General features: G+C 73.4%; 20 protein-coding genes and 1 tRNA gene. 11 read left to right on the top strand and 10 right to left on the bottom strand.

The features are described from left to right. Positions 1–125 precede the first annotated feature (125 nt). The 3 genes from OIE12_RS11800 to OIE12_RS11810 all read right to left on the bottom strand — a co-directional run bounded on the left by OIE12_RS11800 (position 126) and on the right by OIE12_RS11810 (position 3975). Complete coding sequence (locus tag OIE12_RS11800; RefSeq protein WP_329134507.1) at positions 126–1049, bottom strand: carbohydrate ABC transporter permease; 924 nt, start codon at positions 1047–1049, stop codon at positions 126–128. 14 nt (positions 1050–1063) lie between these two features. Beyond that, entirely contained in the window at positions 1064–2053 is a 990-nt protein-coding gene (locus OIE12_RS11805) for a carbohydrate ABC transporter permease (RefSeq protein WP_329134509.1), read from the bottom strand. Between the two features lie 602 nt (positions 2054–2655). Beyond that, on the bottom strand, positions 2656–3975 hold the full coding sequence (locus tag OIE12_RS11810) for an ABC transporter substrate-binding protein (protein ID WP_329134511.1): 1320 nt from the start codon (positions 3973–3975) through the stop codon (positions 2656–2658). A gap of 495 nt (positions 3976–4470) precedes the next feature. On the opposite strand from OIE12_RS11810, the gene OIE12_RS11815 reads away from it, so the two are divergent. Together OIE12_RS11815 and OIE12_RS11820 are read left to right on the top strand one after the other, a co-directional pair. Beyond that, the gene (locus OIE12_RS11815) at positions 4471–5514 is read left to right on the top strand and encodes a LacI family DNA-binding transcriptional regulator (RefSeq protein WP_329134513.1); all 1044 of its coding nucleotides are present in this window, start codon (positions 4471–4473) and stop codon (positions 5512–5514) included. A 618-nt stretch (positions 5515–6132) separates the two neighbouring features. Next, entirely contained in the window at positions 6133–7551 is a 1419-nt protein-coding gene (locus tag OIE12_RS11820; RefSeq protein WP_329134515.1) for a GH1 family beta-glucosidase, read from the top strand. A 390-nt stretch (positions 7552–7941) separates the two neighbouring features. Here the strand turns inward: OIE12_RS11820 and OIE12_RS11825 are convergent, their stop codons facing one another. The 3 genes from OIE12_RS11825 to OIE12_RS11835 all read right to left on the bottom strand — a co-directional run bounded on the left by OIE12_RS11825 (position 7942) and on the right by OIE12_RS11835 (position 11813). Next, a complete protein-coding gene (locus OIE12_RS11825; RefSeq protein WP_329134516.1) occupies positions 7942–9411 on the bottom strand; it encodes a glycoside hydrolase family 18 protein in 1470 nt (489 codons plus the stop codon). Between the two features lie 180 nt (positions 9412–9591). Then, a complete protein-coding gene (locus tag OIE12_RS11830; protein WP_329134518.1) occupies positions 9592–11112 on the bottom strand; it encodes a sensor histidine kinase in 1521 nt (506 codons plus the stop codon). After that, positions 11109–11813 carry a response regulator transcription factor gene (locus OIE12_RS11835; protein WP_329134520.1) on the bottom strand — a complete coding sequence of 235 codons (705 nt, stop codon included), beginning with the start codon at positions 11811–11813 and terminating at the stop codon, positions 11109–11111. Before OIE12_RS11835 ends, OIE12_RS11830 begins: the two co-directional genes overlap by 4 nt. A gap of 130 nt (positions 11814–11943) precedes the next feature. Here OIE12_RS11835 and OIE12_RS11840 point away from each other — a divergent pair, with 130 nt between their 5' ends. Beyond that, positions 11944–12492 carry a hypothetical protein gene (locus OIE12_RS11840; protein ID WP_329134522.1) on the top strand — a complete coding sequence of 183 codons (549 nt, stop codon included), beginning with the start codon at positions 11944–11946 and terminating at the stop codon, positions 12490–12492. Positions 12493–12507: 15 nt separating this feature from the next. On the opposite strand, the gene OIE12_RS11845 is transcribed toward OIE12_RS11840, so the two are convergent. Beyond that, positions 12508–13476, bottom strand: coding sequence for a spermidine synthase (locus OIE12_RS11845; protein WP_329134524.1), 969 nt, complete (start codon positions 13474–13476; stop codon positions 12508–12510). A gap of 72 nt (positions 13477–13548) precedes the next feature. Further along, positions 13549–13935 (bottom strand): hypothetical protein, encoded by a 387-nt coding sequence (locus OIE12_RS11850; protein WP_329134526.1) that lies wholly within the window; start codon positions 13933–13935, stop codon positions 13549–13551. A 252-nt stretch (positions 13936–14187) separates the two neighbouring features. Between OIE12_RS11850 and OIE12_RS11855 the strand changes: the two genes are divergently transcribed. Next, the gene (locus OIE12_RS11855) at positions 14188–15624 is read left to right on the top strand and encodes a tetratricopeptide repeat protein (RefSeq protein ID WP_329134528.1); all 1437 of its coding nucleotides are present in this window, start codon (positions 14188–14190) and stop codon (positions 15622–15624) included. A gap of 34 nt (positions 15625–15658) precedes the next feature. On the opposite strand, the gene OIE12_RS11860 is transcribed toward OIE12_RS11855, so the two are convergent. Next, entirely contained in the window at positions 15659–16255 is a 597-nt protein-coding gene (locus OIE12_RS11860; protein WP_329134530.1) for a histidine phosphatase family protein, read from the bottom strand. A 273-nt stretch (positions 16256–16528) separates the two neighbouring features. On the opposite strand from OIE12_RS11860, the gene OIE12_RS11865 reads away from it, so the two are divergent. From OIE12_RS11865 to OIE12_RS11895, 7 genes are all read left to right on the top strand, one after another. Further along, complete coding sequence (locus tag OIE12_RS11865; RefSeq protein WP_329134532.1) at positions 16529–17542, top strand: phosphatase PAP2 family protein; 1014 nt, start codon at positions 16529–16531, stop codon at positions 17540–17542. After that, on the top strand, positions 17493–18659 hold the full coding sequence (locus OIE12_RS11870) for a hypothetical protein (protein WP_329141875.1): 1167 nt from the start codon (positions 17493–17495) through the stop codon (positions 18657–18659). The genes OIE12_RS11865 and OIE12_RS11870 overlap by 50 nt, the downstream gene beginning before the upstream one ends. Positions 18660–18804: 145 nt before the next feature. Beyond that, complete coding sequence (locus OIE12_RS11875; RefSeq protein WP_329134534.1) at positions 18805–20412, top strand: hypothetical protein; 1608 nt, start codon at positions 18805–18807, stop codon at positions 20410–20412. After that, the gene (locus OIE12_RS11880) at positions 20409–21761 is read left to right on the top strand and encodes an AAA family ATPase (protein WP_443053801.1); all 1353 of its coding nucleotides are present in this window, start codon (positions 20409–20411) and stop codon (positions 21759–21761) included. Before OIE12_RS11875 ends, OIE12_RS11880 begins: the two co-directional genes overlap by 4 nt. A gap of 611 nt (positions 21762–22372) precedes the next feature. Further along, positions 22373–22738 (top strand): hypothetical protein, encoded by a 366-nt coding sequence (locus OIE12_RS11885; protein ID WP_329134536.1) that lies wholly within the window; start codon positions 22373–22375, stop codon positions 22736–22738. A 182-nt stretch (positions 22739–22920) separates the two neighbouring features. Further along, the gene (locus tag OIE12_RS11890; protein ID WP_443053802.1) at positions 22921–23520 is read left to right on the top strand and encodes a bifunctional DNA primase/polymerase; all 600 of its coding nucleotides are present in this window, start codon (positions 22921–22923) and stop codon (positions 23518–23520) included. After that, positions 23511–23584, top strand: a tRNA-Lys gene (locus tag OIE12_RS11895). Before OIE12_RS11890 ends, OIE12_RS11895 begins: the two co-directional genes overlap by 10 nt. Positions 23585–23650: 66 nt before the next feature. Here the strand turns inward: OIE12_RS11895 and OIE12_RS11900 are convergent. Beyond that, a complete protein-coding gene (locus OIE12_RS11900; protein ID WP_329134540.1) occupies positions 23651–25075 on the bottom strand; it encodes a M6 family metalloprotease domain-containing protein in 1425 nt (474 codons plus the stop codon). Between the last annotated feature and the right edge of the window lie 204 nt (positions 25076–25279).

Genomic DNA, 25279 nt, shown 5'->3' on the forward strand with positions numbered 1-25279 from the left:
GTGCGGGACGGGCCGTACGGCCGGGACGTACCGTGCGGGGGCGGCCGCACGGTGCGCGCCGGACGGTGGGTGTGCCGGACGGTGGCGTGCCGGACGGGTGTGCCGGGCGGTCGGTGTGCCGGGCGTCAGCCCTTGACCGCGCCCGACATGATGCCTCCGACGATCTGCTTGCCGAAGATCACGAACACCAGCAGCAGCGGCAGGGTGCTGATCAGCGCGCCCGCCATGACGATGCTCTGGTCGGGCGTGTACGAGGCGCTGAGCAGGCCGAGCGCCACCTGGATGGTGGGGTTCTCCTGGTTCAGCGCGAGGAACGGCCAGAAGAAGTCGTTCCACGCCTGCACGAAGGTCAGCATGCCGAGCACCATCATCGCGGGCCGGGCCACCGGCAGAACGATGTTCCAGACGATGCGGATGTTGCTCGCCCCGTCCACCTTGGCCGCCTCGATGAGCTCGTACGGCAGCGCCTCGACGAGGTACTGGCGCATGAAGAACACACCGAACGCGCCGACCAGGGTCGGGAAGATCACCGACTCCAGCTTCCCGTTCCAGCCGATGTCCGACATCATCATGAACAGCGGCACGACGCTGAGCTGCGGCGGGATGGTCAGGGTCGCGATGACGGCGGTCATCAGCACGTTCCGGCCGCGGAAGCGCATCTTGGCGAAGGCGTAGCCGGCCAGGGTGCAGAAGAACAGCGTGGCGGCGGTGATGCAGCCGGCCACGATCGCCGTGTTGACGATGGCCTCGCCGAGGTTGGCCTGCTCCCAGGCCGTCTGGAGGTTGTCGAACAGCTTGCCGCCCGGAATGAACGGCGGCGGTGTGTCGAGGACCCGCTGCTGGTCGTGCGAGGCGGCCACCAGCGTCCAGTACAGCGGGAAGACGGAGCCCAGGCCGACGATGATCAGGAAGATGTAGGTGAGCGGGCCGCCCTTGAGCTGCTGGCCGGCGCCGATCTTGAAGCGGTTGCGGCCCTTGCTCGATGTGGCGTGCAGGGGCGCCGGGGGGACCCCCGGCGCGGCGGGCCTGGTGGGACTTGTCGTGGTCATCGATGTCACTCCCGTCAGACCGCGCTCTTGCGCACGAACCGGCTGATGATCCAGTTGATCAGGGCGATGAGCAGCAGCAGGACGAGCATGGCCCAGGCCACGGCCGCCGCCGGGCCCAGGTGCCCGAGCTTCCAGCCGTAGTTGTAGAGGTAGATGCTCAGCGTCTCGTACTGGTGGTCGCTGCCGCCGACGGAGCCGAGGGTGCCGCCCTGGAGCAGCAGCGGCTCACCGAACAACTGCATGGAGCCGATCGTCGAGATGACGATGGTGAACAGGATGGTCGGCCGCAGCGAGGGGATGGTCACCTTGCGGAACTGCTGCCAGCGCGAGGCGCCGTCGATCGAGGCGGCCTCGTAGAGGTCGGTCGGTACCGCCTGCATGGCCGCCAGGTAGATGAGGGCGTTGTAGCCGGTCCAGCGCCAGATGATGATGATGGAGATGGCGATCTTGGACGTCCAGTGCCCGTCTCCCCAGTTGGTGTCGCTCGGGGCGCCGAAGAAGTGCAGCACCCAGTTGAGCATGCCGCCGTCGGCCCGGAAGACCAGGGCGAAGACGAGGGCGGCGGTCGCCACCGAGGTGGCGTACGGGGTGAGGATGAGCGTCCGCCAGAAGGTGCTGGCGCGCAGCTTGTAGTTGAGCAGGTGGGCGAGGCCCAGCGCGACGAGCAGCTGCGGGACGGTCGAGATGACGCCGATGACGAACGTGTTGGAGACGGCCGTCCAGAACTCCGAGTCCTGGAGGATCTTGGTGAAGTTGTCGAAGCCGACCCACTCGGACTGGTTGAGGCCCGTCATCTCCACCCGGTGCAGGGCTATCCAGCCGGTGTAGATGAGGGGGTAGAGACCGAAGGCGCCGAAGATCAGGAAGAAGGGCGCGATGTAGGCGTACGGGGACGCCTTGTCGTCGAAGCGCCACAGGCGGGAGCGCCACGCGCTGCGTTCCTTCGACGCGCCGGAGCCGCCGGGCGGCGGGCTGTAGGCCTTTGTGGGGGTTGTCGTTGCCACGGAGGGAGTCCTTCCCTGGGAGGTTGCGGCCGGGTAGGGGGCGGGATGCGCGTGCACGGGCGACCGTCCCGCCGCTCCCTGCGCTGTTCGGTACGGTATCGGGCCGCCCGCGCAGCGGCCTGCCCCTGTCTTCCGCCGACGGAACCGGATCCACCCCGCGCCGGCGGGGCTCGGGGTACGGGGGTCGACGGACGGTCGGGGTACGGGGCCGGTGGGTGGACGGAGGTCGGGGTCGAACGGTGACGGCTCCGGTCGGCCGCCGACGGCCGCCCCCGACCGTCACCGGACGGCAAGCCGGTCAGGGACCGCCGTCCGGTGACGGACGGGCCCCCGGCGCGGTCGTCCGCCCTCGGCGGGGCGGACAACGTTGCCGGGGCTCCCCCGTCGTACCGGCACCGTTCCCCCGCGCCGGTCCGGTACGACGAGCGAGCCCCCTGCCGCTCGGGCAGGGGCCTCCGTACCGCCCGGGTACGACGGCCCCGTCACCGGGGCGCACACCCGGCCGGCGGGTGAGCGCCGGCCCGGTGGTGCGGATGCCGTCGGCGGCCGAAGCCGCCGGTGCGGCGCGGGCAGCCCCTGGGGGCCACCCGCGCCGCCGTGGTTCAGCCGATCGCCTTGTCGATGGTGTCGACCGCGTCGCTCCACGCCTTGTCGGGCTTGGTGCCACGCTGCGCCATGTTGTTGATCTGGCGGGAGATCGTGTCCTTGATCACGCCGTCCTTCGGGCCGAGCACCGCCGCGGGGATGGCCTTGGCCTCCTCGGCGTAGATCTCACCGATCGGGGCGTCGTTGAAGTACGGGAGCTTCGCGCTCTTCACGTCGGGGAGGTCGTAGGCCTTCGTGTTCGACGGGAAGACACCGATGGTCTTGAAGACCTTGGCCTGCTGCTCGGGCGCCGTCAGCCACTTGACCAGCTCCTGCGCCTCCTTCACGTGCTTGCCGGCCTTCGGCACCGCGAGGAAGGAGCCGCCCCAGTTGGCGGCGGTGTCGCCGGGCGCACGGGCGATGTCCCACTTGCCCTTGTAGTCGTCACCGGAGTTGACGGAGATCTGCGCGGCCATCCACGCGGGGCACGCGATCGTGGCGATCGAACCCTTGCGCAGCGCGGCGACCCACGGGTCGTCGAACTGGGCCAGGCCCTGGGTCAGCTTCTTGTCCGTGGCCTCGACCGCGAGGTTCCAGCCGTCCTTCACGGACGCGCTGTCCTTGTAGATCGCCTTGCCGTCGGTGCTGTAGTACTGCTCCGGCGAGGAGGAGACGACCGCGTTGTACATCGCGCTCGCGGAGTCCATGAAGTACGTCTTGTCGGGAGCGTTCTTCTGGTACTTCTCGCCGAGCTTGATGTAGTCCTCCCAGCCGCCGGCGACGGCCTTCGTGACGTCCTTGCGGTCGGTCGGCAGACCCGCCTTCTCGAACAGGTCGCGGCGGTAGCAGAGCGACATCGGGCCGATGTCGGTGCCGGCCCCGATCACCTGGCCGCCGTCGGTGGTGACCTGCTTTTCCTTCCAGTCCACCCAGTCACCGACGTTGATGACCTTGCTCAGGTCGACGAACTTGTCCGCCTGAGTGGTGGTGACCTCCTTGGTGCGGCCCACCTCGATACCGACGACGTCCCCAAGACCACTGCTCGAGTTCAGCTGCTGAAGCAGCTTCGGGTAGTAGTCCTCCTCCTTCGCCGTGGTCTCTTCCTTGACCGTGATGTTCGGGTGCAGCTTGTGGTACTCGTCGAACAGCTTGGCTTCCTTGTAGCCGAACTGCCCGAAGTCCGCCAGCTTGAGGGTGATGTTCCCGTTGGAGTCCGAGCTGTCCGAGTCGTCGTCGCTGCTGCAGCCGGTCAGCAGCAGCGCGGAGGCCGTCAGGACCGTTGTGGTCACGGCCGCTGCTCTGCGGCCTCGACCGCCGCCGGTACGGGTGATGCGCATTCCACTACTCCTTGTTCCAGTGGGGAACGGGACCTCAGGAATCGGCCTGCCGGGGAACCGGCAGTCCGGACCTGCCCTCTCGGTTCGAGCAGCGGCCAGTTCACAACACTGGGCGTGCGGTGAAAAGATGCTGGTCAACAGTGGGTGTTGCGAGGTAGAGGGAAGGGCCTTTGGTGTTCTGGTCCACACGGGAGTAACCCCCCGAGGACCCGTGGGACCGCTCCCACGCGGCATGCCGGAAGACTGGTTCCTGCCGGGCCCAGTGTCAAGACTTGAAAACGGCGTCGTTGCGCAAGCGTGTTGTAGGCGTCACGTTTATGTGTCGTCACAGCACGTGTAACCAGCGCGACATACGGCCGACACACGCCGGATTCCCGCAGGTCACCGGTGCCTTGGGCCCCCCGGCCCGGGTACCCGGACGGTCCGCGGAGCCGGTTCGGGAAATTTCTGGGTCAGAATGAGGCCCGCCCCCCACTGATCGCCGAGAGGTGAACGATGAGCCCTGCCGAACAGCCGGCGAAGAGCACGGACGTCCGGCGCCCCACCCTGAACGCCGTGGCCGCCCTCGCCGGCGTCGGGCGCGGCACCGTCTCCCGGGTGATCAACGGCTCCCCCAAGGTGAGCGACCGCTCCCGGGCCGCGGTGGAGCGGGCCATCGACGAACTCGGCTACATCCCGAACCGCGCCGCCCGCTCCCTGGTCACCCAGCGCACGGACTCGGTGGCGCTGGTCGTCCCCGAGGCGGAGAACCGGCTCTTCTCCGAGCCGTACTTCTCCGGGATCATCCGCGGGGTCTCCGCCGGACTGGCCGGCGCGGGGATGCAGTTGCTGCTGGTGCTGGTGCGCGACGAGAAGGAGTACGCGCGGCTCGCCACGTATCTGTCCGCGCAGCGGGTGGACGGCGTGCTGATGATGGCCGTGCACAGCGACGACACGTTGCCCGACCGGCTCGAGGAGCTGTCCGTGCCGACGGTCCTGGCCGGCCGGCGCGGCGACGGCGAGCCGCTGGGGCACGTCCGCGCGGACAACGGGGGCGGGGCGCGCAGCGCGGTCGAACACCTGCTGGCGGGCGGCCGCCGGACCATCGGCACGATCACCGGGCCGCTGGACATGGACGTGGCGCAGTCCCGGCTCGAGGGGTACCGGGGGGCGCTCGAACGGGCGGGGCTCACGGTCGACGAGGACCTGATCGTCCAGGGCGACTTCACGGAGGACGGCGGCCGCTGGGCGATGCGGGAGCTGCTGCGGCGGCGGCCGGAGGTGGACGCGGTGTTCGCCGCGTCGGACGTGACGGCGTCGGGGGCGGTGCTGGAGCTGCGGGCGTCGGGGCGGCGGGTGCCGGACGACGTCGCGGTCATCGGCTTCGACGACTCCATCGTCGCGCGGCACATCGACCCGCCGCTGACGAGTGTGCGGCAGCCGCTGGAGGAGATGGGCCGGACGATGGCGGACCTGCTGCTCGACGAGATCGCGCAGCGGGGGTCGGGACACCGGGGGGTCGTCCTGCCGACGGAACTGGTGGTCCGGGAGTCGGCGTGAGGGGCCCCTCCCCCCGCCGCCCGCCCGCCGATGCCGGCGTGGGTGGGTCTTCGGTGGGGGGGCGTGTGCCTCCGGCGGCGGGGGGCGGGGGGCTCTGGTGGGGGGTGCGTGTGCCTCCGGCGGGGGGTTTCGGTGGGCGGGGGCGCCTACGGGGGTGGGGGTTCGGTGCGTTGGCGGGTGCGGGGTGCGTCGTGGTCGCCCGCGCAGTTCCTCGCGCCCCTGAAGGGGCGGGGCCCTGCGCGTGCGGCTCCGCCGCGCGGGCGCGAGCAACCGTGCCCCGTAAGGGGCGCGGGGAACTGCGCGAGAAGTCCCCACCCACCCGCACTCCCCCTCCGTCCCCACCCACCCGAGCTCTCCCGGGGTCAAAGGGGCGGAGCCCCTTGAAGGGATGGGAAGGGTAGGGGCGGCGGGGGCGAGAAAGCCGTGGGGCGCCCACTGGGGTGGAGGTTCGGCGCGTTGGCGGGTGCGGGGTGCGTCATGGTCGCCCGCGCAGTTCCCCGCGCCCCTTACGGCGCGCCCCTCACGGCGCGCAAAAACCGTATCCGTGTGCGAGGGGTTTCGCCGTGGGAGCGCTCCCATGCATAATGGGCCGCGCAACCGACCCGTGGGAGCGATTCCATGACCGAGCCGATGTCCGTGTCCTTCCCTCCCGCCTTCGTCTGGGGAGCGGCCACTTCCGCGTACCAGATCGAGGGAGCGGTCGCGGAGGACGGCCGTACGCCTTCCATCTGGGACACCTTCAGCCACACCCCGGGGAAGACGGCCGGCGGCGACCACGGCGACACCGCCGTCGACCACTACCACCGCTACCGCGACGACGTCGCGCTGATGGCGGAGCTCGGCCTGAAGGCGTACCGCTTCTCCGTCTCCTGGTCCCGCGTCCAGCCCACCGGCCGCGGCCCCGCGGTCCAGCGCGGCCTGGACTTCTACCGCCGTCTGGTCGACGAACTGCTCTCCCACGGCATCAAGCCGGCCCTCACGCTCTACCACTGGGACCTCCCCCAGGAGTTGGAGGACGCCGGCGGCTGGCCCGAGCGGGACACCGCCTACCGGTTCGCCGAGTACGCGGCGATCCTCGGCTTGGCGCTCGGCGACCGCGTCGAGCAGTGGATCACCGTGAACGAACCCTGGTGCAGCGCCTTCCTCGGCTACTGCTCCGGCGTGCACGCCCCGGGGCGCACCGACCCGGAGGCGTCGCTGCGCGCCGCGCACCACCTCAACCTCGCGCACGGCCTGGGCACGACCGCCCTGCGGGCCACGATGCCGGCCCGCAACACCGTCGCCGTCAGCCTCAACTCCCAGGTGATACGCCCGCTGTCGCAGGACCCGGCCGACCTGGACGCGGCGCAGCGGATCGACGACCTGGCCAACGGCGTCTTCCACGGCCCGATGCTGCACGGGGCGTACCCGGAGACGCTGATCAAGGCGACCCGGTCGGTCACCGACTGGGGCTTCATCCAGCAGGGCGACCTGGTCCTCACCCACCAGCCGCTGGACGCGCTCGGCCTGAACTACTACACGCCGGCCCTGGTGAGCGCCGCGGAGAACGCGCCGTCCGGTCCGCGTGCCGACGGCCACGGCGCGAGCGAGCACGCCCCCTGGCCGGGCGCCGACGACGTGGCCTTCCACCAGACGCCGGGCGACCGAACGGCGATGGGCTGGACGGTCGACCCGACCGGGCTGCACGAACTGGTCATGCGCTACGCCCGCGAGGCACCCGGACTGCCGCTGTACATCACCGAGAACGGTGCCGCGTACGACGACGTCCCGGACGCCGACGGCACGGTGCACGACCCGGAGCGCATCGCCTACCTGCGCGGCCACCTCTCGGCGGTGCGCCGCGCGATCGACGAGGGCGCCCCCGTGCGGGGCTACTACCTGTGGTCCCTGATGGACAACTTCGAATGGGCGTACGGCTACGAGAAGCGCTTCGGCGCGGTGTACGTGGACTACGACACCCTGGCCCGCACCCCGAAGTCGAGCGCCCACTGGTACGGCCGGGCCGCCCGCACCGGCACGCTCCCGCCTCACCCCTAGACCACCGTGCCCGCGCCACAACCCGCCCCGCCCGGCGCGGGCACGGTCATCGCACCCCGCGGTGGGCGCCCCTGAAGGGGCGCCCCGTAAGGGGCGCGGGGAACTGCGCGACAAGCCCCCACCGGCCGTCAGCCGACCACGCACCCCCGCGGCCCAAGGAACGCGCAGGGCAGGGGCGGCGGGGGCGAAGAAAAAAGCCCCGGCCCGGCCGGCGTAAGCGGACGCCGGCCGGGCCGGTCACGGGGGACGGGGCGCGGTCCTGGTGGGGGGGTTTCGTGGGGAAGCGGACCGCGCCCCGCGCTGAACGGGAGCTGCCCGGCGGAGGGCGCCGGGCAGCTCCTCTCCCGGAGGAGGCCTCAGGGAGAACTCCCGCAGGTCACAGCCGGCCCCCTACTTGTACGCCCCGAAGGCCTTCGAGAAGTCGAACGCCCCCTGTGTGATCGAGCTGCACGTCGCGTCCGCCGTGTTCTTCGCCCCACCCGCACACTGCTTGTCCCGCGTCGCCGACCACATCGACAGCCACCCCAGCCCCTTCGACTTCGCGAAGTCCACCAGCTGCGTGGCGTCGTCGACCTTGAACACCTCCGTCGACACGTCGTTGACGCCGATCATCGGCGTGACCGCGACCGCCTTCCAGGCCGCACTGTCCGACAGCCCGAGCACGCTCTTGATCTGGGCCTGGGTGGCCGTGGCCGCCTGGATCGCGTAACCGCCCATGTCCCCGTTGTACGAGGCCCCGTAGTCCATCGCCATGATGTTGACGGCGGAGATCTTCACGCCGTTGGACTTGGCGTTGGACAGCAGGTTGACGCCGTCCTGGGTCAGCCCTTCCGGCATGACGGGCAGGGTGAAGGAGACGTCGAGCCCGGAGTGCGACTGCTGGAGCTTGGCGATGGCCTGGGCGCGCCGGGTGTTGGCCGCGGTGTTCGGCAGCGCACCGCCCTCGATGTCGAAGTCGACCTTGGTCAGCTTGTACGTGTCCACGACCTTGCCGTACGCCGCCGCCAGCGCGTCGGCCGAGGAGCAGGTCGTACCGAGCTCGGAGCCGGACGCGCCGCCGAAGGAGACGCGGACGTCGCCGCCCTTGTCCCGCAGCTTGCCTATCTGCGCGGCGACCGCGTCGCTGCCCAGGTCGCTGACGCCGCCCCACTTGGGGGTGCAGCCGCCGCCGTCGGTGACGAAGGCGAGGTTGTAGTCCTTCACCCCGGTGGCGTCGGCCGCGGCGAGCAGGTCGAAGGCGGGGTAGAGGGAGGTGTCGACGTACGGGGCGAAGCCGGCGCTGCCCGCGCTGCCGTTGCCGGTGTCCGGGGTCGACGGGCTGGAGCTCGGCTTGGGGTCGGAACTCTGCGACGGCGTGCTCTTGGTGGGCTCCGCGGTCGGCTCGGAGGTGGCCGTCTCCGAGGGGCGCCCGCTCGGCTCGGGGGTGGCGCCGTCGTCGGCGGAGCAGCTCGCGCCGTCGATGCGGCAACCGGTGGGGTCGCCCTTGCCGTTGACGACGAAGCCGACGGTGACGGACTCGTTCGCCGCGAGCCCGTCCTTGTCCCAGGACGGGGCCGTCACGGTGACGTGCTGCCCGCTCACCTTCGACGTGGCGTTCCACAGCGAGCTGATCTTCGCACCGGAGGGCAGGTCGAACTCCAGCGTCCAGTCGGACTCCTTGGAGCCGCTCTCGTTGGTGACGACGTACTGGGCGGTGTAGCCGGTCTCCCAGGTGCTGGACTTGGTGTAGACGGCACCGACGCCGGCCGCGTGCGCGGTACCGGTGAGCGCGAAGGCGCCGCCGCCCGCCACGGCCGCGGCGACGACGCCGCCGATCACCTTGTTCCTGCCGCTGACCTTGCGCCGGTGCGTACTGCTCATCAGGTGCCTGCTTTCGACTGCTCACGGGAGTGGGGGTGCGGCAGAAAGCTAGCGGGCCGGATTCCGGCGGATCGCCCGAATCCGGACGGGGGGTGGGGATCTTAGGGTGCGCTTAAGGAAGGGATCGGAGGGGGTTAAAGGTAGAGACCAATCTCGGCGCGGAGGGTTCGTTCGGGGTGCCTAAGAGCTCGGGTGCGTGGCGTTGTTCGGCGGGTGCGGGCTCGTCGTGGTTGCTCGCGCCGTTCCCCGCGCCCCTGACGGGGCGCTCCGCTTGCGCTTGCGCATGCGGGCCCGGTGCCCTCGGCGGCCGCCCGTCGTCGTGCCGCAGCCGTCGAGCTGTATCCAGATGCGGACCTCCGTGCCGCCGAGCACCGACGAGCCGATGCGGACGTCGCCGCCCGTCGACTCGGCCAGGCGGCGCACGATGTCGAGGCCCAGCCCCGTCGAGCCGTCGTTGCCCGAGCCGCGGCCGCGGGCCATCGCGGCGTCGGGGTCCGTGATGCCGGGGCCGGCGTCGGAGACGAGCACGATCACCGCGTCCTCCGCGTTGTGCACGTCGACCGCGAAGGCGGTGCCCTCCGGGGTGTGCCGGAAGACGTTGCCGAGCAGGGCGTCGAGCGCGGCGGCCAGGTCGGCGCGGGCCACGGGTATGCGTACCGGCCGGTCGATGCCGGCCGTGCGCACCTTGCGTCCCTCGTCCTCGGCGAGCGCGGACCAGAACTCCATGCGTTCGCGCACCACTTCCGCCGCGTCGCACCCCGCCCCGGGGCCGGGCGCGGCCGTCTGCGGCTTGGCCTCGCGGGCCGTGCGGATGATGGTGTCGACCTCGCGCTCCAGCTGGGCGACGGCGGCCCGGGTCTGGTCGGCGGCCGGACCCTCGCCGAGCGAGGCCGCGTTCAGCCGCAGCACCGTCAGCGGGGTGCGCAGCCGGTGCGACAGGTCGGCGGCCAGTTCCCGTTCGTTGGCGAGCAGTTGGACGACCTGATCGGCCATGGAGTTGAACGCGACCGCCGCGAGCCGCAGTTCGGTCGGCCCCTCCTCGGGCACCCGGGCGCCCAGCTTCCCCTCCCCCAGTTCGTGCGCGCCCTCGACCAGGCGCTGCGCGGGCTGCACCATGCGCACGCCGAGCCGGTCGGCGACGGCGACCGAGCCGACGACGAGCGCGGCGCCGACGGCGGCGAGCACCGCCCAGGCCGTGCCGACGCCGTTGGTGACCTCGGCCTCGGGCACGTACACCTCGACCACGGCGATGGCCCCGGAACCGATCGCGACGGGTTGCAGCAGGGTGAAGCCGCCCGCCACCTCACTGGTGGAGGCCCGGCCCAGCTTCCGGGTGGCCTCGATGTCCTTGTCGGCGGCGCGCTGCCGGCCGAGGTCGAGCGCCTTCGCGGCGCCCTCGCCCTCACCGCCGGCCCCGCCCTCGCCGCTGACGCCGGCACCGCTGTCGTCGGTCGGTGACGCCGCCGGTATGTGCACCGCGATGCCCTCGTCGTCGGAGCCGGCCGAGGCGACGACGCGCTCCAGCTGGTCCCGCTGGGTGGTGATGGACAGCGCGGGCGCCACCGCCGCCGCCTCCCGCTCGGCGTTGGAGAAGGCGCGGTCGCGTGCCATCTCCTTGATGACCAGGCCGAGCGGCACCGCGAAGGCGACCACGACCATGGTGGTCACCGCCACGCACACCTTGACCAGTGCCCACCTCATGACAGCGGCTCCGCTCTCGGCGGCTCCAGCTTCACGCCCACGCCGCGCAGCGTGTGCAGATAGCGGGGCCTGGCCGCCGTCTCCCCCAGCTTCCGGCGCAGCCAGGAGAGGTGGACGTCGATGGTCTGGTCGTCGCCGTAGGACTGCTGCCACACCTCGGCGAGCAGTTCCTTGCGGGGGACGACCACGCCGGGGCGGCCGGCGAGGAAGGCGAGCAGGTCGAACTCGCGCCGGGTCAGGTCCAGTCGGACCCCGTCGAGTTCCGCCTGGCGGCGCAGGGGGTCGATGGCGAGCCCGCCGACCCGGATCACCGTGGACACCGGTGCCTCGCCCGCGCCGGACCGGGCCCGGCGCAGCACGGCGGCCATCCGGGCGGAGAGGTGCTCGACGGAGAACGGCTTGGTCAGATAGTCGTCGGCGCCCGCGTTGAGCAGCCGAACGACCTCCGTCTCGTCGTCCCGCGCGGTGGCCACTATCACCGGTACGTCGGTGATGCCGCGCAGCATCTTCAGCGCCTCGGAGCCGTCCAGATCGGGCAGTCCGAGGTCGAGTATCACGACGTCGAACGAGAAGTGGGCGACCTCGCGCAGCGCCGCGAGCGCGGTGCCGACACTGCGCACGGTGTGCGCGGCGTCGGTCAGATGCCGGATGAGCGCGGAGCGTACGAACTGGTCGTCCTCGACCACGAGCACACTTGCCATGCGCCGCACCGTACGCCATGCGTGCGGGGCCGTCCGGAGCCTGTGGACAACTCCACGACGCACAACGGACATTCGAGACTGTGTGCGACTGGTGAGACACCCGTGGGGCGGGTGAGGCAATATGACAGCGATGTACAGAGGACTCGTTCACGTTCTGGCGTGGTCGCTCGCCACCGGCGCGGCGGTCACGCTGTCGTGGTGGGGTGTCCACACGGTCATGGCGGGGACCGCCTACGACCCGCCGCGCGCCCTGCCGATCACGGCGGCCGGTGCGACGCAGGAGGCCCGGGCGCTGGCCAGCGCGACCAGCCGCGCGCCGAAGCCGACGAAGAGCCCGTCGCCGTCCCGCGAGCCGAAGTCGCCCGCGCCGTCCGGCACTTCGGCCCCCGCCTCCGCCCCGTCCTCCTCGCACGCACCGGCGCATTCGTCGAAGAGTTCGCCGCCGCCGGACACGTCCGGGCAGGTCAAGGGCTACGACACCGACGGCGGCCGGGTGGTGTTCGACATCGGCGAGACCTCGGCGACGCTGGTGTCGGCGACGCCGGGGGCCGGCTGGTCGATGCAGGTGTGGAAGACGGAGTCGTGGATCCGCGTGGAGTTCACCTCGGGCGCGGACAAGGTCTCGGTCTTCTGCACCTGGCACGACGGACCGCCGCACGTGGACATCGGCACCTACTGACCCGCCTGCACCCTCTTAATCGAACACCGAGGGCGGCGGGGCCGGCGAGGCCACCGCGTCCGCGTCCGTGACCGGGCGCGCCCCGCCGGTGAAGTCGATCAGCGCCCTGCCGTGTTCGACCCGCGCGGAGTGCGGGTCCGAGGCGGCGCGGCGGGTGAGTTCGGCGACGGGCAGGGGCAGGCCGGAGGCGACGAGAATCGCGTTGCCGAAGCGCCGGCCGCGCAGCACGGCCGGTTCGGCGACCAGCGCGAGTTCCGGGAAGACGGCGGCGGCCGTGGCGATCTGCCCGCGCAGATGGGCCAGCGGCGGACCGTCCGTCAGATTGGCCGCGTACAGTCCGCCGGCGCGCACCACCCGGCGCACGTCGGTGAGGAACTCCGTCGAGGTGAGGTGGGCCGGTGTCCGCGCCCCGTCGAACACGTCGGCGAGGACGACGTCGGCCCAGTCGTCCGGCAGTTTGGCGAGCCCCTCGCGGGCGTCGAGGGTGCGGACGCGGATCCGCGCCCGGGGGTCCAGCGGCAGCGCCTCGCGCACGAACCGCACCAGGGCGCCGTCGCGTTCGACGACCTGCTGGGTGGAGCGGGGCCGGGTGGCGGCGGTGTAGCGGGCGAGGGTGAAGGCGCCGCCGCCGAGGTGGGCGACGCGCAGCGGCCGGCCGGGCGGGGCGGCGAGGTCGATCACATGGCCGAGGCGGCGTTGGTAGTCGAAGGTGAGGCGGGTGGGGTCGTCGAGGTCGACGTGCGACTGCGGGGCGCCGTCGAGGAACAGGCTCCAGGCGCGGGGGCGGTCGCGGTCGGGCGTCAGCCGGGCGAGCCCGCCGTCGACGGCCTCCTCGACCTCGGCTCCGGCCCGCCGGCCGCCGTCCCGGCCCCCGTCGCGTCCGCCGCGCCCACCGCCTTCACCGCGTCCGCCGCGCCCGGGTTCCGCGGCCTTCGCGGCCCTGTCGGCCCGCGGGGTTCCTGCCGCCTTCGCGCTCCTCGCCATCCGTCCATTATCGACGGGGCGCGCGCCGGCTCGGCGTGGAGGGCCCCCGCCCGGGGCGACCGTCCGCGCAGGTCACCGGCAGCTGTCCGCCGCCCGGAGCAGCCGGGCGGCCTCGCCGAGCGCGTCCCGCAGCACCGCGGGGTCCGTGGCGGGCTCGGTGCCGCCCGGCGGCAGCAGCCACCCGCCGCCCGCGCCGGCCGGTTCGGGGGCGGCCAGGGCCGCGCCCCGGCCGTCCGTCTGCGTACAGGTGCTGCCCGGCACGTCCCAGGCGTCCGCCGTCCCGGGCGGCACCAGGAAGCCGAGGGTGTCGCAGTCGTCGTCGTGCAGGACGGGGCCGACGCGGTCGCCGGTGCCGCGGCGCAGGATGTCGACGGCCTCGAGTCCCTGCCGCGCGGGAACGGTCACCACATCGGGACCGCCCGGCGACGACAGCGACCTACGGGGATCGATCCTCTTCATCCCGGCCTCCCACACGGCGTACCCCTCCTGACGGCTGAGCGGTCGGGAGCACGGGCGGCTCCCGGTCCACGGGGTTCAACGCGCGAGTCCGTCAACGGCTACGGCGCACACACCGCGCAAAGGATGGCACTTCATGGCAGATCAGGGATGAGATATCCGGTTTGTAGCCAAACCTCGCATGACGGGATCCGGCGGACGGGTACGGTCCTGCTCCGTCGGACGGTTCGACGGAGTGCGAGAGAGGGCCCGGCCATGGCGTCGTCAGCGGTGACCTCGTCCCAGTCCCCCAGGCCACCGAGGCCGAACCTCGCCTTCCGGCGGCTGCGCGGGCAGCGCTCGCCGGGCGAGTTCGCGGCGGCGGTGCGGCGGGCCGCCCGGGAGATCGGCGAGCGGGTGGGCTGCGACGCCCGGTACATCGGACGGGTGGAGGCGGGGGAGATCCGCTGCCCCAACTACGCCTACGAACGGGTGTTCCTGCACATGTTCCCCGGCCGGACGCTGACCGATCTGGGGTTCGCCCCCCGCTCCTCCGTACGCGGCCGGCCCCCGCGCCCGGCCGACGAGGCGCCCCCGCCCGCTGAACCGGACATCAGTACACCCACGCACACGGCGTCGTACGGCACGCGCGCGTACGACGGCCCGCACCGACCGAACCACGAGGAGAGCGACGTGCAACGTCGCGCATTCATGACAGGCGGCACCGCGACCGTGGCGGCCGTCTCCCTGGGGCCCTTCGGGCTCGTCCCCGACGCCGCGGCCGCCGCCGGACGCCCGGCCCGCCGGGCGGGCGCCGCCGAGGCGGACCTCCTGGAGGAGGCCGTACGGCGGATCCGGCTGCTCGACGACCGGCACGGCGCCGAGGGCCTCCACCGGCACGCGGCCGCCCCGCTGCGCACCGCGTACGCCCTGCTGGACGCCGGTACGGCACGCCGGTCGACGGCGGACCGGCTGTACGCGGGGGCGGGTGAACTGGCCCTCTCGGTGGGCTGGCTGGCGCACGACTCGGGCCGCTTCGACGACGCGCGCTCGCACTACGCGGAGGCACTGGCGACGGCCCGGATGGCCGGGGACCCGGCCCTGGAGGCGCACGCGTTCTGCAACACCTCGTTCCTGGCCCGGGACGCGGGCCGGCCCCGGGAGGCGGTACGGGCGGCGCAGGCGGGCCGGCGGGCGGCCCGGCCGCTGGGCTCGCACCGGCTGCTGTCGCTGCTGGCGCTGCGCGAGGCGGGCGGCCGGGCGGGGCTCGGCGACCGTACGGAGTGCGAGCGGGCGCTGGACCGGGCCAAGGCGCTGTTCGCCCGGGGCCCGGCGCCGGCGGACCCGGAGTGGATGTCCTTCTACGGCGAGGCCGAGCTGGAGAGCCTGGAGGCGCGGTGCTGGTCGACGCTGGGGGACTTCTCGCGGGCGGCCCGGCACGCGCGGCGGGCGGCGCGCCTCCAGGACCCGCACTTCGCGCGCAACATCGTCCTGTACACGGCGGAACTGGCCGACGACCTGGCCCGGGACGGCCGCCCCGACGAGGCCGCGGCGGCGGGCCACCGCGCCCTGGACCTGCTGGACGAGGTCCGGTCCTCCCGCGTGCACACCATGCTGTCCGCCACGACGGGGCTGCTGCTGCCGCACCGCGGGACGGCGGAGGTCGCGGCGTTCCTCGACCGCCACGCCGACGTCGCGCGGCCGGCGCGGTGACCCCGGGCGTACCGCGCCCCTCAGGGCTCGGCCGTCACCCCACCAGGTGCCCCACGTCGTTCCACGACTCGATCGCCGCCTCCCCGTACGCCCATCCCAGGACGGACAGCGACGCGGGGCTCAGCCGCACCCGGGCTCCGAACGACAGCGGCAGCCCCAGCCACCGCGCCCCGATCGCCCGCAGTATGTGCCCGTGGGCGAACAGCAGTACGTCCCGTTCCTGGCCGCGCACCCAGGAGACGACGTCGTCCGCGCGCGCGGACACCTCCGCCGCGGCCTCGCCCTCGGGGACGCCGTCGCGCCAGATCAGCCACCCCGGCCGTACGCCCTGGATCTCGTCCGGCGTCATGCCCTCGTAGGCCCCGTAGTGCCACTCCAGGAGCGCGTCCCAGGGCTCGGCGCGCTCGCCGAAGCCGGCCAGTTCGCACGTCTCCCGGGCGCGCAGCAGCGGGCTCGTGCGCACCACGGCCTCGGACAGGCCGTCCAGCGGCGCCCGGTGCAGTCGTTCGCCCAGCAGTTTGGCGCCCTGCCGGCCCTCCTCCAGGAGTGGTATGTCCGTCCGGCCCGTGTGCTTCCCGAGCAGGGACCATTCCGTCTGTCCGTGCCGGGCCAGCAGGATGCGCGGTGCCATGAGGGACCTTTCGATGACAAAGGATGCGTCCACGCGCAATCACGCGGGGCCGACGCAGGGTTCGATGACAAAAGAAGAGGCGGTTTCCTCCATCATCGCTCACCCTGTCGGAGGCACCCCGGGCACCTCCTCGGGGAACCGGTCGGGCAACCCGGGAAGGGATCTCTGCGTCTTCGAGTGCCGGGGGGACCCACGGGGACGTGCGCAGGCACCGTAAGGTGGACCGTCATGCCACCGGGCACCCGTAGCGACGAGAAGGGGGAGGGCGATCGGATGCCGCAGACCGAGTCTCCGGGCATCGAGGCGGGTCCGCAGCCCGGGCCGGAGCGCGAGGAGCGCCCGCGGCCCCGGCCGCGCCAGGAGGACGCCTCCGCGCCCCGTGCCCGCTGGTGGACGGAACTGCCCCTGATCATCGTGGTCTACGCCGCGTACTCGGCGGGCCGGCTCATCGTGCGCGGGGACGTGCCCGGCGCCGTCGACCACGGCCTGGCGATCCTGCGGATCGAGAAGTTCCTCCACATCAACGCCGAGCACCCGCTCAACCGGCTGTTCACGGACCACGCCTGGCTCGGCGTCCCGGCCGACTTCTGGTACGCGTCGCTGCACTACGTCGTCACCCCCGCGATCCTCGTGTGGATGTTCCGCGCGCACGCGGAGCAGTACCGCATGGTCCGCACCTGGCTGATGACGTCCACGTTCCTCGGTCTGATCGGCTTCACGCTGCTGCCGACGTGCCCGCCCCGGCTGCTGCACCCCGCCCACGGGTTCGTGGACACGATGGCGCAGTACAGCTCGTACGGCTGGTGGGGCGGCGAGGCGAGCGCGCCGCGCGGCATGGGCGGCATGACGAACCAGTACGCGGCGATGCCGAGCCTGCACGTGGGGTGGGCGCTGTGGTGCGGGGTGATGCTGTGGCGCTACGGCCGCACACGCACGCTGAAGGTGGCGGGTGTGGCCTATCCACTGCTCACCACGATCGTGGTCATGGGCACCGCCAACCACTATCTGCTGGACGCGCTCGCCGGGGTCGCCGTGATGGGCGTCGGACTGCTGCTGGCCGGGCCGGTGATGCGGGTCGCGGCCATGCTGCGGGCGGCACTGGTGGCGCGGCTTGCGCCGGTCCTGGCGGCCGCGCGCGGTGGCGGTTCCCCGGTTGTCAGTGGTGGATGCCAGACTTCGGCGGGTGAGCGAATTCCCCGACAGCGCGAAACCCGCCACGGGCCGGGAGCCGAACCGGGTGCCGCCCCCGCGGACGCCGGGGACGGCGCTGCGGCACCTGCTCGCTGAGCTGCGGGGGCCGGCTGCCCCCGGGGCGGGTGAGCCCCCGCCGCCGCCCAAGGCGCTCGACGCCCGGGCGCTCGCCGCGCTGGCCGCCAACCCGGGCTGCGACCGGCGCGCGCTGCTCGACGGCGCGGGGGTGGACAAGGCGGCGCTCGCGGACGCGCTGGGCGCGCCGTCGTCCTTCGGCCAGTCGCAGTTCGCCCTCACGCGGGGCAACGCGTTCGAGAAGCGGGTCAAGGCGGACGGCGGCGCGGAGCTGCTCCGGCTGGTGCACGAGCGGCTGGATCCGGGCGCCCCGCCGCCCGAGACCTCCTCCGTGCCCGACCTGACGGCGGTCGGCCCGGCCGGGCGCACGGCGCGTACGGCGCTGGCGCTGCGGGAGGCCGTCGCGGCGGGCGGCTGGACGCTGCTCGACCACCCCATGCTCGCGCTCGACGTGGCCGGCTCCCCCGCGTTCCTGGAGCCGGACGCGGTGGTCGTCCATCCGGACGGGTCCTGGACGGTCGTGGAGATCAAGTCCTTCCCGATGCTGGACGGCTCGGCCGACGCGGCCAAGGTGGGGGCGGCGGCGCGGCAGTCCGCGGTGTACGTGCTCGCGCTCGAGGAGATCGCGGCGCGGCTGGAGCCGGTGCCCGTGGTACGCCACCGCATCCTGCTGGTGTGCCCGAAGGACTTCTCCAACCTGGCCACGGCCGCCGCGGTCGACGTCCGCAAGCAGCGGTCGGTGACGCGGCGGCAGCTCGCCCGGCTCACCCGCATCGAGGAGATCGCCGGGGCGCTGCCCGAGGGCACGTGCTTCGGCCTCGACCTGCCGCCGGAGCGGCTCTCGGCCGCCGTGGAGTCGGTTCCGGCGACGTACGCGCCGGAGTGCCTGTCCACGTGCGAGCTGGCGTTCCACTGCCGGGAGCGCTCGCGCGCGGCGGGTGCGGTCACCGCGCTCGGCCGGGCGGCGCGGGCGGAGCTCGGGGGTCTCACGACGGTCGACGAGGTCCTCGCCGCGGCACACGGCGAGGCGGGCGACCCCGCGGACCCCGCGGTCGCGGCGCTGCGCCGTGCGGCGGACCTGCGGGCAGAGGCACTGCGCCATGCGGCGGGTGCGGCGACGGGGAGTGCGGCATGTTGACGCGGGAGATGCGGGCGTCATCCCCCGCACCCGACCACGCCTGCGCGGTGCGGGCGTCACGCCCCGCGCCCGGACACGCCCGCATGGCGCGGGCTTTCCGCCCCGTGCCCGGAGCCGGTCGGCTCGTACTCCGTCGAGGTGTCCCATGTCTCTGATCTCCACGCTCGCCCGGCTGGAGGCCGTGCGGGAGGGACGGGCGCAGGCCTTGGCCACCGTGCGGCACCGGTACGTGTCCGCTCGGCCGTTGGTCATCGTGCCGTTGACGACCGCCGGTGAGGCGGGGGCTCCGCTCGGGGCGCTCGTCGGGACCGAGCGGGACGCGCCGCGGCTGCTCGTCGTGCCGCAGCCCCGCGACCGTGACCTGCGCTTCGCGTTCCTCGCCGAGCTGGCCGACGTCGTCCTGCCGTACATCGACGGCTTCGCGGACGCCGTGGAGCCCGCCGAGCGCACCGAGGCCGACCCGGAGACCGGCAAGCGGGTCAAGGTCGAGGTCGAGCTGTGCGCGGACGCACCCCAGCTGATCGTGCCGAGCCGCGCGGGCGTCGACTTCGTACGGCTGCTCGGCCGCTCCATGCGGTTCCGCCGCACCGCCGAGCAGGACCCCGAGACCCCGCACCCCGCACCGCCCCGCGTGCCGCTGCTCGGCCGCTGGCTCACGCACTTCGCGGAGCGGGCCCGCGTCCCCGGCTCCTCCCTGCTGCCCGCCCTCACCGAGCTGCTGTCCCGGCACTGGGCGACCGGCCAGAGCAACCTGGAGGACCAGCACCTGGGCGCACTCCTCGCCTGGATCGACCCGCCGGACGGCACGACCGGCGCCGAGGCCGCCCTGCGCGCGGAGCTGGCGAGGGACGCCGCCGGACAGCTCCTGCACCCGCCCGCCGGCCCCGCCACCGACCCCGCCTTCGACAACAGACTGCTCGCCCCCGCCATCGAGCGCTACGACCGCGCCCGCACCCGGCTGGCCGCCGCCGAGGACGGCCTGGAGGCGGACGACCGGCTCGGCGAGCTCACCGCCGCCGAGCGCGAGATCCGCGCCCTGGTGGAGAGCCGTACGCGCCCCACCTGGGACGCGGTCTGGCACGGCATCGACCTCCTGCGCGCCCTCCCGGAAGGGGCGCACGTCGCCGACCGCTGGACCCGGGACCGCTGGTCGTTCACCGGCCACCGCGACCGCGTCCTGGCCGGCGAGCCCCCGCAGCCGCGCCTGGACGACGCGGTCACCGCTGCCAACAAGCTCGCCACGCGCGAGCGCGAGCAGGCCCGCCTGGAGGCCCAGGAGGCACTGGACGACCCGCTGGTCATGGCCGGTCGGCGGCTGGCCGGGGAGGCGTTCGCCGGGGAGGTCGTCGAGGTGGTGATGGCGTACAGCGAGAGCAAGCGGCCGAGCCCCCGCCCCCTGGTGACCGTCCGCACGGACGACCGGCCGCACCTCGGGGAGCGCGCCAAGGTGTACCGCTCGCTGGGCGGCAAGCCGCAGACCGCCGAGTTCGTGGGGCTCACGGAGGAGGAAGAGGGCGTGTCGGTGACCCTGCGCATCCTCGACAAGATGGGGCGCGGGCGGGAGCCCGAGGAGGGTTCCGTCCCCGAGAAGGGCGACCGGCTCTGTTTCACCCTGTTCGAACACGAGCAGCGCGGCGGCGCCAAGCTGCCGGACCCGGAGGACACGCCGTGGACGCACGGCGGTCCGCCGGGCGAGTCCGCGGCCACGACGGCGGAGCGCCCGGACGCGGTGACCGAGGAGGACGTCCTGTGACGACGGTGCACGAAGCGGTCGCCGGTTTCGACCCCGGCGCCGAGGCCGCGCGGGCCACCGACGCGATCCTGCGCGACACGCTGCACGGCACCCACCGCGGCGTCGTCGTCGACTCGCCGCCCGGTGCGGGCAAGTCGACGCTGGTCGTCCGCGCCGCGCTCGAACTGGCCGCCGCCGGGCGCCCGCTCATGGTGATCGCGCAGACCAACGCCCAGGTCGACGACCTCGTCGTCCGGCTCGCCGAGAAGAACCCCGACGCGGCGGTGGGCCGGCTGCACAGCAGCGACGCCGACCCGTACGACAAGGCGCTCGACGCGCTGCCCGGCGTCCGCAAGTCCGCGAAGGCGGGCGACCTCGCGGGCCTGGACATCGTGCTGTCGACGGCCGCGAAGTGGGCGCACGTGAAGAACGTCGAGCCGTGGCGGCACGCGATCGTCGACGAGGCGTACCAGATGCGCTCCGACGCGTTGCTGGCCGTGGCCGGGCTGTTCGAACGCGCGCTGTTCGTGGGCGACCCGGGGCAGCTGGACCCGTTCGCGATCGTCGGCGCGGAGCAGTGGGCGGGGCTGTCGTACGACCCGTCGGCGTCGGCGGTGAGCACGTTGCTCGCGCACAACCCGGAGCTGCCGCAGCACCGGCTCCCGGTGTCCTGGCGGCTGCCGGCGTCGGCGGCGCCGCTGGTGTCCGACGCGTTCTACCCGTACACGCCGTTCCGCAGCGGCACCGGGCCCGGTGACCGGCGGCTCGCGTTCGGCGTGCCGGCCGACGGTTCGGGCCCGGACGCGGTGCTCGACGAGGCGGCGCGCTCCGGCTGGGGCCTGCTCGAGCTGCCGCCCCGGCACACCCCGCGCACGGACCCGGAGGCGGTACGGGCACTCGCGCTGGTCGTGCGCCGGCTGCTGGACCGGGAGGGGGCGTCGGTCTCGGAGCGGGCGGCGGAGCCGGTGCCGCTGACCGCCGACCGGATCGCGGTCGGCACCGCCCACCGCGACCAGGCGGCGGCCGTGCGCGCGGCGCTCGCGGAGCTGGGGGTCACGGACGTCACCGTGGACACGGCGAACCGGCTCCAGGGCCGGGAGTTCGACGTGACGGTCGTACTGCACCCGCTCTCGGGCCGCCCCGACGCGACGGCGTTCCACCTGGAGACGGGCCGTCTGTGCGTCCTCGCCTCCCGCCACCGGCACGCCTGCATCGTGGTCTGCCGCGCCGGCGTCCCCGACCTCCTGGACGCCCACCCGTCCACGGAGCCGGTCCAGCTCGGCGTCACGGTGAAGTTCCCCGACGGGTGGGAGGCGAACCACGCGGTCCTGTCCCACCTGAACGAACACCGGGTGACCTGGGAGGCCTGACCAACAGGCGATCACCACACCCCCACCCCTCCGCCGGGCGGAGCCCGGCACGCCGCCGGAGGCGGCAGACGAAAGCAGCCCCGGACGGGTGGGAAGCGAACCACGCGGTCCTGTCCCACCTGCACGAACACCGGGTGACCTGGGAGGCCTGACCAACAGGCGATCACCACACCGCCACCCCTCCGCCGGGCGGAGCCCGGCACGCCGCCGGAGGCGGCAGACGAAAGCAGCCCCGGACGGCTGGGAAGCGAACCACGCGGTCCTGTCCCACCTGAACGAACACCGGGTGACCTGGGAGGCCTGACCAACAGGCGATCACCACACCCCCACCCCTCCGCCGGGCGGAGCCCGGCACGCCGCCGGAGGCGGCAGACGAAAGCAGCCCCGGACGGCTGGGAAGCGAACCACGCGGTCCTGTCCCACCTGCACGAACACCGGGTGACCTGGAGGCCCTGACGCGTGGGAACACCCGGGCCCGCCCGTGCATTGAACGTGGGGTGGGCGGGGGCCCTCCCTGACGGTCCCCGCCCTCTTGCGCGCCCACGAGACAATGGACGGTGGCCCTCTCCCTGCCGGGCGGGGACCGGACGTACGTACGAGGAGGAGACGTCATGGCGGAGCCCACGCCGCGCCGGAACGAATCGCGGCTACGCCCCGCGCCCCTGCTCTTCGAGCCCGCGGAGGACACGGCCGACCCCGAGCACTTCTTCGACCTGGAGTCGATGGACGACCCGCGCGCCCTGCTCTCCCGGGCCACCGAGCTGTCCCAGGCGTTCCGCGCCGCCGCCGACCGTGCGGTCGAGTACCAGGCGATCGCGGCGGCACAGCTGGCGGACCCGCGCCGCTTCGACCGGCTGACACCGGCGGCCATCGCCGAGCGGGCGCAGTGGACGGAGGACTACGCCAAGAAGATGGTGGAGTTCGGCCAGGACCTGCTGCGGGGCGTCGAGGCCCACGGCCCGGCGGACCTGGGCTGAGAGACGATCCGTCGCGGGGCCCTCGCACGGGCGTCGCGCGAACCCCGCACGCGCGTCGCGCGGGCCCCGTCGGCCCTCGTGGGGCAATTGCCGGGCGCACGGTACCCCGCCCCCGCTTCCCCCGTCCCCGATTCCCGCAACTCACCGGATCGGGTGAGTCACGCGGGGTACAGATGGACGGCATGAGTCTCAACCCGTTCCCGGACCCGTCCGACGTCGCGGGCGTCACCGCGGAGGGCGCCGCCTGGCTGGCCTCGGCCGGCCCGTACCCCCGCAGCACGCTCGCCCTCTGGGAGGAGCGGCCGGACGCGCCGCTCGTCCTGCCCTGCGGCACGGTGTTCGACGTCGTCAACGTGCCCGCCGTCTTCGGCCGGAGCCTGCTCGACCGGCTGTGGGACGAGGGGCCCGGCTCCGGCCCGGTGGCCGTCCACCGCGGGCGCACGCTCCTGTTCACCGCCCCCGGCACCGCCCGCCGCCTCCCGTCACTGCTCGACGCCGAGGAGTGGGACGGCGGCGGTGCCGTGCCGCCGCTGCTCTGCCACGGCACCGGCGACGCCGTCACCGTGCCCGCGCTGCGCCCCGCGTCGGGTGCCGGGCGGCCGCCGGCCTCGCGCTGGCTGGTCGCCCCGGACACCCGTGATCCGTGGCTGCCGGGGGCCGAGGCGGTGTGCTGGGCGGCGATGCGGGCGGCCCGGGCGGCGGCCTCGGCGGCGGTGCGGATTTCGATTTTTCCTCCCGTCGATCAGGGTGCTAAGGTCTACGACGTCAGCAGGCGCCGCTAGCTCAGTTGGTTAGAGCAGCTGACTCTTAATCAGCGGGTCCGGGGTTCGAGTCCCTGGCGGCGCACACGACGGAAAGAGGCTCCTCGCTCGGCGAGGGGCCTCTTTCGCATGCCCGGGACCATCGTCCGGCTCACTGTTCCGGCGCCGCCGTGACGGACACCGTCCACTCCCCGGACGCCGTGCGCCCCTCCACCGCCACCCGTACGCCCTCCCCCGGCACGGTGAAGGTCTCCCCCAGGGACACCGGGGCGTCCGCGAGCGGCGGGTAGACCGACTCGTCCCAGCAGGCGCCGGTGCGCGGGTGGGCGTCGACGACCTGGACGGGGCCGTCGCCGGACTCGGCCTCGTTGCGCACCCGGTAGACGAGGATGCCGCGGGTGCAGGCGGCGGCGTCGTTGCCGACCGGGTCGCGCGCCTCGATGGCGAGCACGCGGTCGGGGCCGGTGCGCACCACCGCGAGCTTCGTCCCGCGCCCCGCCGCGGCGAGGGGGCGCGCCCCGATGCCGGGCGCCGCCGCGGGTGCGCCGGCGGCGCCGATCGCGCCGGAGACCACCGGGGTCCCGGCCGACGTGAAGGCTCCCGCCGGTGTGGAGACGTCCGCCAGCGTGGAGACGTCCGCCGCCCCGGCGGTCCCCGTCGACGGTCCCGCGTCCACCGGCTCCAGAGTCAGCCGGGTGCTGCCCGGGCCCTTCACGCAGACGACCTGGCGGGGGTCGAGCCAGCCCAGCTTCCACTTGTGCCAGGCGAAGAGGTCCGGGGCGAGTCCGAACTGGCTGCCCATGAGGTCCCAGTCGCCGACGTAGGTGTCCCAGTCGCCCTTGCCGTCGACCGGCCGGTGGTAGAGGTCGGGCAGGTCGAACACGTGCCCAGTCTCGTGGGCGAGGACCAGCCGGTCCGGCGGGTGCCGTTCGAAGACGGTGACGACCCGGCGGATGTCCTTACCGTCGGCGCGCAGCGGCCGGTCCAGGTTGACCACCTTGGTGGCGTCGGAGTCGACGCCGGGCGCGTCGGGGTCGGCGACGAAGTAGACGACGTCGTAGCGCGAGAAGTCCACGTGCCGGTCGGCCGCGGCGAGCGCGTCGCGGAGATAGGCGGCCCGGCGGCCGGGGCTCCAGTCCCGCCGTATGGCGTACGCGGTGGAGGGGTGCGGCATCTGGATCCAGTGCGGCAGCGGGTGCGTGCGCAGAGAGAACCGGCCGTAGGAGGCGCGCTCGAAGAAGCGGTTCGTGGCCGGGAAGTAGTCGTCGGTCAGCTCCTTCGGGGTGGTCTCGGGGCCGGCGTCGGGGAAGGAGAGGAACACCATGACGGCGTCGAGCGGGCGGGTGGGCCGCGGATAGGCGGCGTTCCAGGAGTCGAGCCCCTCGGAGTGGTGCGCCTCGGTGCGCTGCAACGCGCAGGGGGTGGCGCCGGCCTCGGCGAGCGCGGGGCCGGTGACCAGGGAGGTCGCGGCGAGCGCGGTCATCGAGGTGAACACGGCCGCGGTGCTGCGCAGACGGGGCGCCCCGTCACGGACGAATCCCTTCAGGGGCCCCACGAGGGGCAGCAGGCGCGGCAAGGCGACCTCCGGGTGCGAGGGGGGAGTCGCACCCAGCCTGGGGTGATTAGTCGTATTTCTGCCTGTTTGCCTGCACCGGACGAGTGAGGCGACTTGCGGGGGTGGTGGCGCACGACGAAGGCGACGGCGCACGAGAGGGCGTCGGCGCACGGCAGGGCCTCGCCGTACGACCGGGCGACGGCGTGCGCCCCGCTCGTCCTCCCG

It is taken from the genome of Streptomyces sp. NBC_00670 (assembly GCF_036226765.1).
Lineage (GTDB): Bacteria > Actinomycetota > Actinomycetes > Streptomycetales > Streptomycetaceae > Streptomyces.

Bases quoted from the DNA above. Each gene is read 5' to 3' on its own strand.
- OIE12_RS11800 (WP_329134507.1), bottom strand. From the start codon at position 1,049: ATGACCACGACAAGTCCCACCAGGCCCGCCGCGCCGGGGGTCCCCCCG.
- OIE12_RS11810 (WP_329134511.1), bottom strand. From the start codon at position 3,975: ATGCGCATCACCCGTACCGGCGGCGGTCGAGGCCGCAGAGCAGCGGCC.
- OIE12_RS11815 (WP_329134513.1), top strand. From the start codon at position 4,471: ATGAGCCCTGCCGAACAGCCGGCGAAGAGCACGGACGTCCGGCGCCCC.
- OIE12_RS11820 (WP_329134515.1), top strand. From the start codon at position 6,133: ATGACCGAGCCGATGTCCGTGTCCTTCCCTCCCGCCTTCGTCTGGGGA.
- OIE12_RS11825 (WP_329134516.1), bottom strand. From the start codon at position 9,411: ATGAGCAGTACGCACCGGCGCAAGGTCAGCGGCAGGAACAAGGTGATC.
- OIE12_RS11830 (WP_329134518.1), bottom strand. From the start codon at position 11,112: ATGAGGTGGGCACTGGTCAAGGTGTGCGTGGCGGTGACCACCATGGTC.
- OIE12_RS11835 (WP_329134520.1), bottom strand. From the start codon at position 11,813: ATGGCAAGTGTGCTCGTGGTCGAGGACGACCAGTTCGTACGCTCCGCG.
- OIE12_RS11840 (WP_329134522.1), top strand. From the start codon at position 11,944: ATGTACAGAGGACTCGTTCACGTTCTGGCGTGGTCGCTCGCCACCGGC.
- OIE12_RS11845 (WP_329134524.1), bottom strand. From the start codon at position 13,476: ATGGCGAGGAGCGCGAAGGCGGCAGGAACCCCGCGGGCCGACAGGGCC.
- OIE12_RS11850 (WP_329134526.1), bottom strand. From the start codon at position 13,935: ATGAAGAGGATCGATCCCCGTAGGTCGCTGTCGTCGCCGGGCGGTCCC.
- OIE12_RS11855 (WP_329134528.1), top strand. From the start codon at position 14,188: ATGGCGTCGTCAGCGGTGACCTCGTCCCAGTCCCCCAGGCCACCGAGG.
- OIE12_RS11860 (WP_329134530.1), bottom strand. From the start codon at position 16,255: ATGGCACCGCGCATCCTGCTGGCCCGGCACGGACAGACGGAATGGTCC.
- OIE12_RS11865 (WP_329134532.1), top strand. From the start codon at position 16,529: ATGCCGCAGACCGAGTCTCCGGGCATCGAGGCGGGTCCGCAGCCCGGG.
- OIE12_RS11875 (WP_329134534.1), top strand. From the start codon at position 18,805: ATGTCTCTGATCTCCACGCTCGCCCGGCTGGAGGCCGTGCGGGAGGGA.
- OIE12_RS11885 (WP_329134536.1), top strand. From the start codon at position 22,373: ATGGCGGAGCCCACGCCGCGCCGGAACGAATCGCGGCTACGCCCCGCG.
- OIE12_RS11890 (WP_443053802.1), top strand. From the start codon at position 22,921: ATGAGTCTCAACCCGTTCCCGGACCCGTCCGACGTCGCGGGCGTCACC.